Origin of the sequence: Acinetobacter entericus, from assembly GCF_026168575.1 — a bacterium.
Taxonomy (GTDB): Bacteria; Pseudomonadota; Gammaproteobacteria; order Pseudomonadales; family Moraxellaceae; genus Acinetobacter; species Acinetobacter bouvetii.
Genome location: NZ_JAPEQW010000002.1, coordinates 133,303 through 147,963 on the forward strand (window position 1 = coordinate 133,303; position 14,661 = coordinate 147,963).

Below are 14,661 nucleotides of genomic sequence, written 5' to 3' on the forward strand. Positions count from 1 at the left end.
CCAAGTATATTTCAGAAAAAGCCCCAGAGTCATGAGGGCTTTTCTTTGCGCTTTCGAAAACTTTTCAGGAAATAAAGCGTTATAATTAAATCGAATTTTGCTATTTTGAAGCCAGATGCCGTTTACGATTGCCCGTCCTGTCAGTTTTGAGGAAGACATTAAAAAGAGCCGTTTTTTGGCCATTGCTGTGCCTGTCGAAAATGAGCAGGCAGTTAAAGATTTTTTAGCAGAACATAAAGATTTCAGCACAACACATCAGTGCTGGGCATGGAAAATTGGCCACAGTGTCCGTTTCAATGATGATGGCGAACCTTCAGGTACAGCGGGGCGTCCAATTTTAGCAACCATTGAAGGCAATAAACTGACGAATGTTTTGGTGCTGGTGAACCGCTGGTATGGCGGTGTAAAGCTGGGCACAGGCGGTTTGGTGCGAGCATATGGCGGTACAGCAGGGCAATGCCTAATGCTGGCGGAAAAAATCGAATTAATTGAAAAGAAGAGGGTCAGCTTTCAGTGCCAGTTTAATGAATGGACAATTTTCCAATATGAGTTGACCCTCCATCAGATTGAATTTTCCGAAGAATATACTGCAACTGGTGTGGCGGTTCATGCGCTATTGCAGGTGCATCAAATTCAGCCGCTTGCTCTGAAACTGCAGGATGTTACACGCGGCAGAGAACAGCTGAAAATTATTGAAGAGCCAGAAGATGACTGAACAAGATCCGCTATTAAAATACCGCGAACAGCATAAGCACCGCTTGAATTATATGCCTTGGCTGTATTGGCGTTTAAAGCCGAAAAATAAAGGGTGGGCAGAAGCATGGCAGCAAGAGTATCAAGCGTATTTGATGGCGATGGAAACTGTAGACATTGGCAAAAACTGTTTCATTTCTCCCTTGGCGCATATATTTGCCGAGCCAGGCCGTAAGATCACAATCGGCGATAATACTTTTATTGCCGCAGACTGTACGCTGCATGGTCCGCTGGAGATCGGAAATAAAGTTGCAATCAATCATCACTGCATTTTGGACGGCGGCCGCGCTGGAATCAAGCTGCATGATCAAGTGCGCATTGCCGCTTACTGCCATTTATATGCTTTTGATCATGGCATGAATTTAGATCAGCCTGTGTACCAGCAGCCTGTGCGTTCACGCGGTATTGAAATTGGACGGGATGTTTGGCTTGGCGCGCATGTCGGGATAAAAGATGGCATACATATTGATGATCATGCTGTGATTGGCATGAACAGCATGGTGACTAAAAATGTCGAAAAAAAGGCCGTGATTGGCGGTAATCCAGCTGCATTTATCCGCTACCGCGAATAGCATGTTTGATTGCGGGAAAGTTATTGTGCATAACAGCTGAACTTGTAAAAGTACTTACACAAAATCCTGCCAAGATAATAAAAGTTGTGCTAAGTTAAAAACATGAAGCAACTTATAGCCCAGCTATCTTAGAAAGAGAGGCTAATTATGAAACGTGTAATCGCGTGTATTGACTCTTCACCGTGTATTAATGCACTGGCAGAAGCCGCTGTATGGATTGCGAAAGAAACCCAGCGTGAACTCGTGCTGCTTCAAGTATTAGATTATTACCCGGCCAGTTATCATCTAGGTGAAATCAGCGGCGTAATCGGTTTTGAAAGCAATGCCATGCTGCTGAAAGAGTTAGCCGAGTTAGAGCAGAAACAGAGTGATCTGGCGCTGGATTACAGCAACAATCTGCTGAAGCATATTTCTGAAATGATTCAGGAAAAATATGGCGTAACCGCATCGCATATTCAAGAAAAAGGCGACTTTTTAGAACAAAGTTTTAATGTACTTCAGCCTGATGATATTGCCGTCATTGGGCGGGTAGGCGAGCGCTCTGCTGAACGCAATAAACCTATCGGCAGTAATGTTGAAAACTTTATCCGCGGCGCCAAATGCACCGTGATGACCGTCGGTTCAACTTTCAAGCCGCCGACACGTTTCATTTTTGCTTATGAATATTCACCTACCTGTGTCAGCCTGATGAAGCGGGTTGGGCAAAGTGACCTGTTAAAACTGCTGCAATGCCATTTGCTGTATGTAGGCGATCATCCGGAAATTTTAAATGAGCCAATGCAGTATCTGAAAAGTGAAGGCTTAGATGTCGTGACTGAATACCGCTATGGCGACGTCGCAGAAAATATACTGTTATATCAGCAAGAGCAGGGCATTCAGCTGATTGTACTGGGTGCATTCAGCCACAGTAAAATTCATCAATTTTTCTTAGGCAGTATTGCGACAACGATTTTCAGGAACTCAACTGTGCCATTGCTGGTGGTGAAATAAGTACAATTTTAAAAACAGAGTTATCCTCATATATTGTGGATAACTCTGTGGTAAGTATTTGTAAGCTTATGTTTTATTTGTAAAATATCGGTATGGGTGATTTTTGCGCTATTGCGCTTATTTTACGATTGCAATTGCAAAACCATCGTGTCCCTTGCTGCCGACGGTTTGTAATGCCGTGCAAGACAAAATACGCGGATGGTTTTGCATGGCTTTGAACATATCCCGAATGCCTTCGATGCTAGGCTTATGATTTTCTGGATTTAGAATTTCGCCTGCGCGGATGACATTATCCAGCACAATAATTGTGCCTGAGTGCGATAAATTTAAACTCAGTTCCAAATATTCAGGATAGCTTTGCTTATCCGCATCAACAAAAATAAAGTCAAAAGCCTCTGTATCTGCAGGCAATGCATGCAGCACATCTGCTGCGCGGCCACATTTCAGTTCAATCGTTTGAGGCAGTTTGGCGTTGTCTATATTTTCCTGGCCTAAGGCAGCATGCGTATCGCGGCCTTCAATTGTTAAAATATAGCCATCTTCTGGCAGCGCGCGCGCAAGCCACATTGTGCTGTAAGCCGCAAAAGTACCCAGTTCAAGCACACGTTTACATTGATTCATTTGAATCAGCATTTGCAAAAGCATGCCTTGGTTTGGCGCGACTGCCAAATGATCTGGGAAACCGCGCTCTGCCGTATGTTTCAGTGTTTGAACTAAGATAGGATCTTCGGGAATTAAATGTGAATCAATATAAGCATCAATTTCAGTCCACATTTGCTGCATAGTATTCGCGCCTCATTTTAGATGCATGCATTTTAAACCTTTCATCTGGAAGCGCAATTTTTTGCATCATATTTGCAGAATTTATCGGCAAAAAAAGGCCTCTAGTGAGGCCCTGAAATTTCAACGTAATGATTTAGTAATTACACATCGATGATTGTCTGGATAAATTTGGCCCCCAAGTGCGGAAACCTTGCGTATCAATATGAATTTGACCGCTGGCATACAGCCCTAAGCCCATGTTCAAACTAGGGCCGTGCTGTGTCCAGAACTGGCAAAGTTTGAATTTAGTATTTTCAATATAGGCGTAATCTTCAGGTTGAGGATATTCAGGCCCGATGCGGAAATCGATTGCGGAATTGTATAGATGGCGTGAAGAGCTTGCGCCGCCAGCGCATTGGTTCATTGGCAAGTCGCGGTAGACTGAGGTCACTTCAAAGTCGGTTAGTACTTTAGCTGCAACTAAGTATTTAAATACACGGAGCGTTGGAATTTGGTTGGCCCAAAGTTCTCGGTTAGGCACCATATATTGTGAACGGCCGCATTTTTGCCAATCACGGGCAGTACGCATAAGTTCAAAACTGGGGATAATATTGCCGACGCCATTTTTTTCTAAGAATACCTCATATTCGCGGACACGGCGCAAGTTGTCTGCTGCGGCAACCCATGCGTTATATGCATAAGGGATGACTTTAGGCGGAACTTGACGCTCAAGACTGATGCGTTCTTGCGGAATAAAAATGCGTTTACCGTCTGGTGTTGTAATTGTTTGACCTTTTTTGGGCGATGTACTGCAGCCTGCCAAAAAGACTAGAGGTATTGCTGCAACTGCCAGCAACGCCTTCATAAAATGCTTCATTATAAAAATCAATTATTTACACAATCGCTATATTTTAATCTAAAATGATTGAGAAAATTTGAATAAATTGCAATGAAATGTGTGCTTTCAGTATAAAAAAAGATCAGCAAAGGCTGATCTTTTTTATTTTGTAACTTCTGAAATTACTTTTCTAAATACTGCAGTTTATCTGCTTTGCCGTTCCATTCTTCACGGTCTGCAGGCTGGTCGCCAATTTGCGTGATGTTCGGCCATTTTTGTGAAAGTTCAGTATTCAGTTCAATGAAAACTTCTTGACCTTCAGGCAATTCATCTTCAGAGAAGATTGCATTTGCAGGGCACTCTGGCTCGCAAAGCGCGCAATCGATGCATTCGTCAGGATTAATTACAAGAAAGTTTGGGCCTTCATAGAAACAGTCTACAGGGCAAACTTCAACGCAATCTTGATATTTACATTTAATACAGTTTTCGGTGACAACAAAGGTCATGGCGACAGCTACCTAAAAATATGGTTCTAATAACTAATACTGTATTTTAGGCAAAAACATAGGCAACTAACAATTCCTTTTATTGATATTTGATATAGATACTGCTGTTAAATTTGATAAAAAACATCCATATTCATCAAAAATACTTATAAATGAAAAAGACTCTCAATTGAGAGCCTTCTTCAATAGCTTTTATTAAAGATTATCTTTCAGCATATACAGCTGCTGCAGCGCTTCACGCGGGCTGAGGCTGTCAATATCCAAGGCCTGCAGCAGATCTATTGCAGGAGAGGTTTTTTCAACTTCAATGATGCGTTCAACAACTTCAGGCACGCTGTTTTCAGTAAATAAGTCATTCTGCACGGCATGGTTTAAATGCAATTGCTGCTGCTTTTCTAAAATGCGTAAGCGGTTTTGGGCTTCTTTAATGACATTGGCTGGAATTCCTGCCAGCTTGGCAACTTGCAAACCGTGACTTTGGCTTGCAGGCCCGTGCTGTACTTTGTGCAGTAAAATCAGGTTGCCATTTAATTCTTTTGCAGTGACATGGTAATTGTCAATGCCGGATTCTTTACCCAGTTCCGTCAGTTCAAAGTAATGCGTCGCAAAAAGGCATAAGCATTTAATGCGCTTGGTTAGATCAAGTACGCATGCCCAAGCCAGCGATAAGCCGTCATAGGTGCTGGTTCCGCGCCCAACTTCATCCATCAGAACTAAAGATTGGCTGGTGGCATGATGCAGAATTTGCGATGTTTCGGTCATTTCCACCATAAAGGTTGACTTGCCTGTAGATAGATCATCTGCTGAACCGATGCGGGTAAAGATACGGTCGATTGGGCCTAATACCGTAGCTTCTGCGGGTACATAACTGCCGCAATAGGCCAGCAGGGTAATTAAAGCAGTTTGGCGCATAAAAGTTGATTTACCGCCCATGTTAGGGCCTGTAATAATTGCCATGCGGCGGTTAAAGTCCAAGAACGTATCGTTCGGAGTAAAAGCCGTTTTACTGAGAGATTCAACTACTGGGTGGCGGCCTGCTTTAATTTTTACCCCGATTTCGGGGCTGAACTCAGGGCGGGTCCAGTGATGCAGGCGGGCTTGATGGGAAAAGTTAGCAATCATATCCACCTGAGCAATTGCGCTGCTCATCATCTGCAGATTGCCGATATCCTGCCGCAATTCATTCAGCAGCATTTCGAACAGCATTTTTTCACGCGCTAATGCACGGGATTCGCTGGATAAGACTTTATCTTCAAATGCTTTGAGTTCAGGCGTAATATAGCGCTCTGCATTTTTTAATGTTTGACGGCGGATGTACCGTTCCGGCGCTTGTTCGGCCTGGCCGCGGGTCAGTTCAATATAATAGCCGCTGACGCGGTTGTAGCCGATTTTAAGTGTATTGATGCCGGAAGCTTCACGTTCTTTAATTTCCAAATCAATCAGGAATTGGCCTGCATGGTCGCGGATTTTACGCAATTCATCCAGTTCAGCGTCAAAACCTTCCGCAATGACATTTCCGTCACGCAGTAAAACTGGCGGATGTTCAACAATCGCCGCCATCAGGCGTTCATGCAGCCCATGAAAATCGCCAAGCTCATGATTTAATTCAGTCAGCAGTTTTGACTGCTGCATTTCAATAATCGGCTGCAATGCATGGCGCAAATAAGGGACCTGCGCGCAGGCTTGGCGCAGCTGAACCAGATCGCGCGGGCGAGCGCTGCCGAGTGCGACACGGCTCAGTACACGTTCAATGTCACTGATTTCTTTTAAGACCAAACGGACTGGCGATTCATGATAACCGTTGAGTAAAGCCTGAGCCGCATCCAATCTGCCATCTAAAACTGCTGTGTCACGCAATGGCTGCATTAAGGTTCTGCGCAGCAGACGCCCGCCCATGGCGGTTTTACAGTCATTCACTAGCTGGAATAATGAGGTGCCATGATCAAACAGCGGCTCTACCAGTTCTAAGTTTCGGCGGGTTACAGGGTCAAGGGCGATAAAGTCAGAACTTTGTTCCAGCTGAATGCTGCGGATATGCGGCAACGCGGTTTTTTGCGTTTCTTTGCCATAATGAATTAAAGCCGCCGCAGCCGCTTTGGCTAAGGGTAAATGATCTATGCCGAAGCCGGATAAAGTGGAAACTGAAAATTGATCGCAGAGCGTTTTTTGCGCATTGTTTAAATTGAAGTCTACATTGGGGCGCTTGGTAATAGGGCAGTCTAATTGCTGTTTAATATGCTCAATGATATTGGGATCAATAATATCCTCATCAATAATGATTTCACTGGGCATTAAACGTGACAGTTCAATTGCCAGCTGTTCAGTTTTGAATTCCTGCTGCTGAACTTTAAATAAGCCTGCGCTTAAATCCAGCAGAGCAATACCAATTTGATTTTGCTGCACGCACAATGCCACAAGATTTGAAGTTTGATGCGCAGTCAGCAGGGCGTCATCGGTCAATGTGCCTGGCGTGATGATGCGCACTACACCGCGCTCTACAGGCGCTTTACCTGTAACTTCGCCAATTTGCTCACAGATGACAACGGTTTCGCCTTTTTTAACCAAACGGGCTAAATAACCTTCCGCAGCATGGTAAGGGACCCCTGCCATTGGGATAGGTTCACCATACGCCTTGCCGCGGTGCGTCAATGTAATGCCTAGCAGTTTCGCGGCTTTATGCGCATCTTCAAAAAATAATTCGTAAAAGTCGCCCATGCGGTAGAACATCAGCGAATGCGGGTGCTGCATTTTTACCGACATGTATTGCTGCATCATTGGTGTAAGTGAGCTTAGATCAATGTTGGTTTTTTCTGCAGTCATTTTATAAAAATACCTTTTAAATTAAATAGATTCATACATGTTGATCAATTTTTACAGTCTTGATGTTTCAACGGCGCCAAAAAATGCAGGCAAAACTGAAAATACAGTACTTTATAAGCAATCGCCATAATTGCGAAGCCTTGAGGTCAAGCCGCTTCATAAAATAAGGCCCAGTGATTTTAGCAAAAATACGGCAGGCTAAAAGGCCTTGAAGATTAGATGAATGTAAAAAGTACAATTCTGATGGTTTGGTTTTGAATCAGCGGATAGATTTTAAGTTCTGCAGTGTATTTAAGCGACTGCATTTTTTGCCATAAAGTACTGATTGCGGCCATTAGATTTTGCTAAATACAGTGCTTTATCTGCACTCTGAATAAAGGCAGATAGTTCATCATGCTCTTGCGGAATAATCGTGGCAGCGCCAATGCTGACCGTCACATAAGGTGAAATTGGGCTGGCTGGATGGGGGTGTTCAAGATTGCAGATGCGTTCTAACAGTTTTGCTGCTATTTTTTCAATTTGCCGCTCATCTTGCATATGAAATAAGAGCAGGAATTCTTCCCCGCCGTAACGGGCCGCTAAATCAGTACTGCGGGAGGTTACACATTGAAGTTCTTGTGCAATTTTTTGCAGGCAAAAATCGCCAGCGATATGGCCCAAATGATCGTTATATTCTTTGAAACAGTCGATATCCACCATCAGAATACTGATCGGTATGTGATACCGCATAGCCGTATGCCATTGCTTATCCAGCACTGATGTCAAATGGCGGCGATTGGCAAGGCCTGTGAGTGAATCCAACTGTGACAGCAATTCAAGCTGTTCAGACTGTTTATCCATTTCCAGCTTATTCAGCTCAATAATGCAATTTTGCAAGTAATTTTCGCGATGCTGGCGGTCAATTGCATAAGCGACGGACATGCCGAGGAAACTGCTGAAAGTATAAGTCCTGTTCAAAAAAGTCCAATCAATGGGGTAATTCAGAAACTTGGTCACTGCAATGGCAATTAGTCCGCCCAGCCAGCCAGCAATTAAGGCCGTATAAAAGCGGAGTCCTACAAAGCTGTAAATGATAATGACGGCGTACATCATTGAGGCATGCAAAAGGGCATCATTGTCATTATTAACACTGGTAATAATGACAAAAGATATTGCAACAGCTGCGGCGCTGCCTGCTCCTGCGTAGAGATCAAAGTACTGGTCAAATCGCCGGATAAAGGAAACGATCCATGCGATAAAGATAATGAATCCAACCCAAGCGTATAGAGTTAACCATTGATGGACTTGCGCACTTTCAGAAATGTTTTGATAAATGCCATAACTTAAATAAATATATAATAGAAATATAATAGGGGCACGGAAACGGAATTCTAAAGCAGCTTCATGCTGATATTGTTTTTTATATATAGGTTCAAGTTTTTTTGAAAAATGCACATAATTTAGCCCTCTTGAAATTAAGGCTTGAATTTCATTTCGGTTTAAAAGTTTTGAACCTTCTAACTTCATATGCTTTTGCCAAATTATCTTTTATATTTTAATGGTTTTAATCCCATTTTTGGAATTTTAACGGTTTCATTTTTAGTCTACAGTTACTAGTTTTAACAAAAGAATTTATGCTCTACAAGTGGAAAATATGACTTTTTTTCTGTTACACATATAAATTATGTGATTAATAAGACAATGGGGTTGAAGGTCTGATAAGTAATAGTGATTAATAGTTGAATGGCGATTAAAAAAAATCACTTGTTTCATTTATGAATTAAATTATGATCGAATGGCAGATGCATAAAAAATATTACATGGAGCAGTAAATGACGGCTTTACAGAAGCAAGTTGATTCAAGCCTCAAGATTAATCCGCATAATGCTTGGTCTCAACAGTTTTGGGATGACCTAACCCCATATAAAAATAGAATAAGTGAACATCCTTTTTTTGTGAATATGGCAAGTGGCCAGCTGACGGTTAAAAGCTTTCGCTATGCGCTGCTGCACTTCTATCCTTTAGTTGCCCATTTTCCATCCTTTATGGCGCTGGCGCTTGCAAAAGCAACTAATTTTTCTGAATCTGGGGTACCGGAAACACGGGATTGGCTGATTCAAAACATTAAGGTTGAAGAGAGGCATTTGAATTGGTACCGGGACTGGGCTGGCGGTTTTGGCATTACGGTCACTGAATTGGACAGTGTCAAGCCTTCAGCAGCGATGAATGCGGTCAATCATTTTCTTTGGAACATCAATACACGAGCCAGTTTATGTGAGAGTTTAGCTGCAACAAATCTTGCTATTGAATGGGCGACGGGTGACTGGAGCAGTAGGGTGTATAAGGGAATTCAAGCTTATACAGTTCACCCTGATGTTTCCATCAATAAGCGTACAATTGCCTGGCTTAGAGCGCATGCGCATTATGATGATTTACATCCTTATGAAGCGATGGAGCTGATCAAGCGCTTGGCTGATGGAAGCCCGGCGCTTCAGCAGCGCGCTTTTAACGCCGCGAAAGAAGGTTTGGCCTATTATGAAATGGCGCTGGATGCCTGCTATAAGATTCATCTCGAATAAATGAATCCCAAAATTAAAAAAACCGGACAATGCGCCGGTTTTTTTACAGTATAAGCTTAAGGTTTATATAATCCTAATTCTACAAGATGCTGTCTTAAAATGCGGCGCAGTTCCAGCACTGCTTCAGGTGTTTCCTGAATGGAATGCCCGCCTTTTAAAATCTTTTCAGAAACTGCACCTTCTAAATGCGCGCTTTTATACGGAACAACATCGTCAGTGATGATATTCAGATCATCACTTTTGGTCGCATTGCCAATAATTGAATGATATTTCATGCCTTTTTTGGGCATGATGTCTTCAGTTAAAGCAATGAATTTGGATTTATAGCTTAAATCACTTGGCCCATTTTGGATTAGGCCATGATCAATTTCTTTGAACAGGTCTTTAAGGTCTTCTTCTTGCGTGAGGACATCGGCCATAGCGGATAGAAACGCGCCAGGCAGCTTGATTATTTTACGGGCAGCTCTGGTAAACCAGCGGTCTGCAAATTCGGTTCCGCGGTGAGGTGCAGATAAGAAAATGGCGCGGCTGAAATTTGGGATGTCTTTCATTACCAAACGGTCTTTAACGACATTAACGTTTTTATACTGATTGATTTGGCGGGCATTCATCATTTTAAGCGCATTTTGCGTGACATCTGCATCGCTTACCAGCAGACGGGCAATAATGCCGCCCATGCTGTGTCCGATGAGTACCGCATCATTCTTAGCCGGCGCTTGATTGCTGACTTGGGCAAATGCTTGGGTTAAGACAGCATGAATTTGGAACCGGCTTTCAACAATCGGCATGTTGGTTGAATAAAACACCTGCCAAACCTGAAAATGCTCGCGCAGTACAGGATCACCCATTATATCATTGGTCAGGCGGATCCATGCTTCTGGACTGCTGGCCAATCCATGCACCAATACAATGATTTTCTTATTCGGATTATAGGGTTCCAGCATATACAGATGAGGCATAGTCAGCTGTTCATCACGGTCAATGAGTGACAAATATGCAGATTTCCCTAAATTATTTTGCGCAAGCCAAAGGCCGTAGGGCGCGGAAAAGTTGGCCGCCAGCGGATACTGCTTATTGCCTATGGTTAATTTTTCAAATTTATAGGGGTCATAGGCCTTAATCTGGAAATTTGCCTGATTCAGAATATCTTCAACGGAAGCAGCAGAAGCCGGTTCTGCTGTTAAAGTTGCTGCCAAATAACGCGCTTGGTGAATATTGGGATTGATGCCGCTTGGATATTTGTATGACATCGGGGAAATAATATATTTGGCTTTGCCTGAAGCCTTTGGGATGTCATCAGGCAAAACGACTAAGAACTCTGAACCGAAACCATCACGGCGGGTGATCGAGCGCAAGCCGGAAAAGTTCAGATTGTAGGTTGACATGAGCTGTTCAATCCTACGTTTTTTGAGCTCTGGATAGTTGTCAAAATCAATATTATAGATGCTTTGGCCAATCTTAATTTGACTGGTGACTTCAGTCGGCTTATAGCGTAAATAATAAGTATTGACGAGTTTCGCAATACTTTGATTGTAGAAATCTCGAATTTGTACCTGTCTGTTATCAAAAATGCGGTCTTGCGGCCCGCGTTTTGTTTTAAACATGTAGGCGTAGCTGTAGCGAATGCTTTTGTCCAGCATGTACAGCTGCTGGTTTAAACATTTTTCATATGAAACTTGCTGCGCTTGCTGACGTTCCTGAGATACATGCTTGGTTAACAGGCTGATTTTGCATTCAGCTGAGTTCTCAAGTTCTATAGCCTTTGCCAGATAGAGTTCACTTGCGGTCGACAGCAGCTGTTCATCGATAATCTGGGGGATTTGCTTGATTTCATCAACGCAGCTTTCCGGAGATTCTGTGCAGATTTTTGCTTCGCGCCCAGTCATGGACAGGACATTCAAACTGGCTTCACTGAGTTTATTGCGTGAGAGAATGCTGTCGCGCTCATTGGCAATCGTAACATTTAAAGCCTGGTTTTTTACGCTGACGACTTGGCAACCGCTAAGCAGCAGTGTGCTCAGTAATCCCATAAGCAGTAATTTATTGATTTTATGCTGCATGCTGTGTTCACGAAGTTTCAAATTTTCAATGCTTAAATCATACGGCAATCCTGAGGATTTTCAATTCGCTTAAAATAAAAAATAGGCCAGTAAATGGCCTATTTTTTATTTGCAGGATTAAGATGCTTTAGGCGGGTTTAAAACCTGCCATACATTCCAGCGGCCTTGCTTTTCAATTTCTTGAATTAAGCGGTCAGCAACTTCACCTTCTTGCGGATATTTTACTTTATAGTTTTTGAGCACATTGACGGCGCTTTTCTTTTGCTCCATCGCGATGTAGTTATTGGCTGCGGAAAGGTAAGCCTCCTGTACGCCAGCTTTCATTGCTTTGTCTAAATAAGGAATCGCTTCACGCTGACCGCCGCCTTCAGATAAGCCAAAACCGAACCAGAAGTTAGCCTCAGCATCATCTTGGTTAATTTTCAGAATGCGCTGCGCATAAGTTAAAGATTTGGTGGTGTATACCGAACCCAAGTCTAAGTTGCGCGCCATAACGCTGGCTTTAAATGCGCGGATTAAAATATCAAAAGATGCATTGTCTTTAGATGCCAAAGTATCCAGGTGCTGAGTTGTTTCTTTCAGTTTGGCCTCAAACCCTTTGCGCTCATTGCGCTGTACAAAGCGTGGCGGATAGTGGCGCGCTTTGCCTTCGACCAATTGCAGAAAATCATCTATTTCAGTGATATCAATTTCGTTGTCACCGGCCAGCACCGCATATTTCATAGAGCGGACTTTACTGTTCACAGTCGGAATGATGAGGCGGTTAACATCCAAAGTCATTTTTTTAGATGGATCGCTGGCTAAATTCACTTCCATTTTAGTTACAGGCTGTGCCGCCGCTTTTTGCAGATCCATTTCAAATGGAGGCGGCGCATCGTAATTAAATGGGTTCAGTGCGTAGAATGGCGGTGTTAATTCAGGCTCTGCAAAGATCATTGCGCCTTCAGGATTTTTATTTTTGGTTGGCGCGCTTCCGCATGCAGCAAGAGTTAAAGCGACTAAGGCAACGGCCAAGGGCTTAAGCGTCATAGTGATCTTCCATTTAATTTATTTTAAAAACTTTCAAGCATGTTGGTCAGTCTAAAAAAACTCTGATCAACATGCAAGTCAGTTACTAAGCACTTGAGTGTTATTCAACAGCAGTATTAAGCTTTTGATTGGCTGCTTTGCGCTTCACATTCGCGTTTCGCCTCTTCAATGATTTTCAATTCTTCATCACTGAATGGCTGTTCATTCAACTGCTGTTTTTTAAAGGTTGGATCGAGCAGAGACAAACGCTGACACAAGGTGTTCATGCGCTTTTCATTCAGCTGAATGCGGTCAAGCAAAACACGCATGCCGTCCAGAATTGGATCAGGCTGATCCTGTGTTGCTGCATAAGGCTGGAAGCCTATGCTTTCTGCATAATCACGGCGGCGGTTTTCTTCATCATCTTTTGGTTTGTTTTTGGTAATGAAGCGCGCAGGATTGCCGACTGCGGTTGTTTCTGGCGGCACTTCTTTGGTCACAACGGCATTAGAACCGACTTTGGCATTTTTGCCGACGGTAAAAGGGCCTAAGATTTTAGCGCCTGCACCGACAACCACGCCATCTTCCAATGTCGGATGGCGCTTGCCTTTATTCCATGTGGTGCCGCCAAGGGTGACGCCGTGATACAGGGTGACATCATCGCCAATTTCTGCAGTTTCGCCAATCACGACACCCATGCCGTGATCGATGAAAAAACGGCGGCCGATTTTTGCGCCTGGGTGAATTTCAATTCCAGTTGCAAAACGGCTGAAAGAAGATAAGAGGCGAGCTGAGCCTTTACAGTCTTTAGTCCACAATTCATGCGCAACGCGGTGCATGATCAGGGCATGAATGCCCGGATAGGTGGTTAAAACTTCCAGTGTGTTTCGTGCTGCAGGATCGCGCGCGAAGACAGCTTGGATATCTTCTTTGAGCTGTTTAAGCATTAGATTGATCCTCTTTATCCTTCGATTTTTTCCATGTGCCGTTGTTCAGGGCTTGTACTCGGGTAAATATACCGCGAAGCAAATGATATTCCATACGATCTAATTGTATACGTCCAAATAGGCGACGCAAGCGCAAAGGCAATAATCTTGGATTTTTAGGATCCATAAATTCAATTTCTGCCAGCATTTTTTCCAAATGCGGGTAAAATTGTTCCATCTGTTCGTGAGTCACTAAAGGTTCATCCCACTGCATATCCACATGATTTGTCACATGCATTTGAGCTTCAGGGTCTGCTGCATGTTCAACAAACTGCATAGCTGCCATGCGCATTTCATAGCAAATCACTTGAATGGCTTGCGCAACATTCAGAACGCCATAATCGCTGTTTACTGGAATAGTGACGTGATAGTTGGCCATGGCCAATTCTTCATTGGTCAGGCCCCGGTCTTCACGGCCAAAAATAACGGCAACTTCCTGCTGCTTTTCAGAAACAGCTTTCAGCGACATTTCTGCAGCGGGGCGCGCATCCAGTAAAGGCCATGGGATCGTGCGCGTACGCGCGCTGGTGCCAAAGACAATATGGCAGTCTTTAATCGCATCTTCTAAGTTTTCGACAATTTCAATTTGTTCGATTAAATCGGCTGCGCCAGCTGCAAGCGCGTCAATATCTGGATGAGGATAGGTTTTAGGCGCGACCAGCACTAATTTGCATAGCCCCATGGTTTTCATGGCTCTTAATGCACTGCCAATGTTTGCCGGCAATGTGGTATTGACCATCACAATACGCACGTGGGAGAGATGCGCTGAAACAGCGGCATTGTCAATTTGACTCATCATTGTTCCAAA

The 14,661-nt window shown here is 43.4% G+C and carries 13 protein-coding genes; 4 read left to right on the forward strand and 9 right to left on the reverse strand.

Features of this window, described 5'->3' with window-relative positions:
* The first annotated feature begins 115 nt into the window (after positions 1–115).
* The 3 genes from OKC24_RS02185 (at position 116) to OKC24_RS02195 (ending at position 2,315) form a co-directional block, all read left to right on the forward strand.
* Positions 116–715 carry an IMPACT family protein gene (locus OKC24_RS02185; protein ID WP_131275883.1) on the forward strand — a complete coding sequence of 200 codons (600 nt, stop codon included), beginning with the start codon at positions 116–118 and terminating at the stop codon, positions 713–715.
* A complete protein-coding gene (locus OKC24_RS02190) occupies positions 708–1,325 on the forward strand; it encodes an acyltransferase (protein WP_131275882.1) in 618 nt (205 codons plus the stop codon). The genes OKC24_RS02185 and OKC24_RS02190 overlap by 8 nt, the downstream gene beginning before the upstream one ends.
* 147 nt (positions 1,326–1,472) lie before the next feature.
* Positions 1,473–2,315, forward strand: coding sequence for a universal stress protein (locus OKC24_RS02195; RefSeq protein ID WP_131275881.1), 843 nt, complete (start codon positions 1,473–1,475; stop codon positions 2,313–2,315).
* A 117-nt stretch (positions 2,316–2,432) separates the two neighbouring features.
* Here the strand turns inward: OKC24_RS02195 and OKC24_RS02200 are convergent, their stop codons facing one another.
* From OKC24_RS02200 to OKC24_RS02220, 5 genes are all read right to left on the reverse strand, one after another.
* Positions 2,433–3,098 carry an O-methyltransferase gene (locus OKC24_RS02200; protein ID WP_005010447.1) on the reverse strand — a complete coding sequence of 222 codons (666 nt, stop codon included), beginning with the start codon at positions 3,096–3,098 and terminating at the stop codon, positions 2,433–2,435.
* A 133-nt stretch (positions 3,099–3,231) separates the two neighbouring features.
* Positions 3,232–3,954, reverse strand: coding sequence for a D-Ala-D-Ala carboxypeptidase family metallohydrolase (locus OKC24_RS02205; protein ID WP_005010446.1), 723 nt, complete (start codon positions 3,952–3,954; stop codon positions 3,232–3,234).
* Positions 3,955–4,097: 143 nt separating this feature from the next.
* A complete protein-coding gene (gene fdxA, locus OKC24_RS02210; protein WP_004651686.1) occupies positions 4,098–4,421 on the reverse strand; it encodes a ferredoxin FdxA in 324 nt (107 codons plus the stop codon).
* Between the two features lie 195 nt (positions 4,422–4,616).
* A complete protein-coding gene (gene mutS / locus OKC24_RS02215) occupies positions 4,617–7,241 on the reverse strand; it encodes a DNA mismatch repair protein MutS (protein ID WP_131275880.1) in 2,625 nt (874 codons plus the stop codon).
* 291 nt (positions 7,242–7,532) lie between these two features.
* Entirely contained in the window at positions 7,533–8,747 is a 1,215-nt protein-coding gene (locus tag OKC24_RS02220) for a GGDEF domain-containing protein (protein WP_131275879.1), read from the reverse strand.
* 305 nt (positions 8,748–9,052) lie between these two features.
* On the opposite strand from OKC24_RS02220, the gene OKC24_RS02225 reads away from it, so the two are divergent.
* Positions 9,053–9,799, forward strand: a complete 747-nt coding sequence (locus tag OKC24_RS02225; RefSeq protein ID WP_131275878.1) for an iron-containing redox enzyme family protein — start codon at positions 9,053–9,055, stop codon at positions 9,797–9,799.
* 56 nt (positions 9,800–9,855) lie between these two features.
* Here OKC24_RS02225 and OKC24_RS02230 read toward each other — a convergent pair whose 3' ends face one another.
* From OKC24_RS02230 to OKC24_RS02245, 4 genes are all read right to left on the reverse strand, one after another.
* Positions 9,856–11,859: an alpha/beta hydrolase gene (locus OKC24_RS02230; RefSeq protein ID WP_131275959.1), complete on the reverse strand. Its 2,004-nt coding sequence runs from the start codon at positions 11,857–11,859 to the stop codon at positions 9,856–9,858.
* A gap of 117 nt (positions 11,860–11,976) precedes the next feature.
* Positions 11,977–12,888, reverse strand: a complete 912-nt coding sequence (locus tag OKC24_RS02235) for an ABUW_2363 family tetratricopeptide repeat lipoprotein (protein WP_131275877.1) — start codon at positions 12,886–12,888, stop codon at positions 11,977–11,979.
* Positions 12,889–13,004: 116 nt separating this feature from the next.
* Positions 13,005–13,814, reverse strand: a complete 810-nt coding sequence (cysE, locus tag OKC24_RS02240; protein WP_131275876.1) for a serine O-acetyltransferase — start codon at positions 13,812–13,814, stop codon at positions 13,005–13,007.
* Positions 13,807–14,649 (reverse strand): RNA methyltransferase, encoded by an 843-nt coding sequence (locus OKC24_RS02245; protein ID WP_131275875.1) that lies wholly within the window; start codon positions 14,647–14,649, stop codon positions 13,807–13,809. Before OKC24_RS02245 ends, cysE begins: the two co-directional genes overlap by 8 nt.
* Positions 14,650–14,661 lie beyond the last annotated feature (12 nt).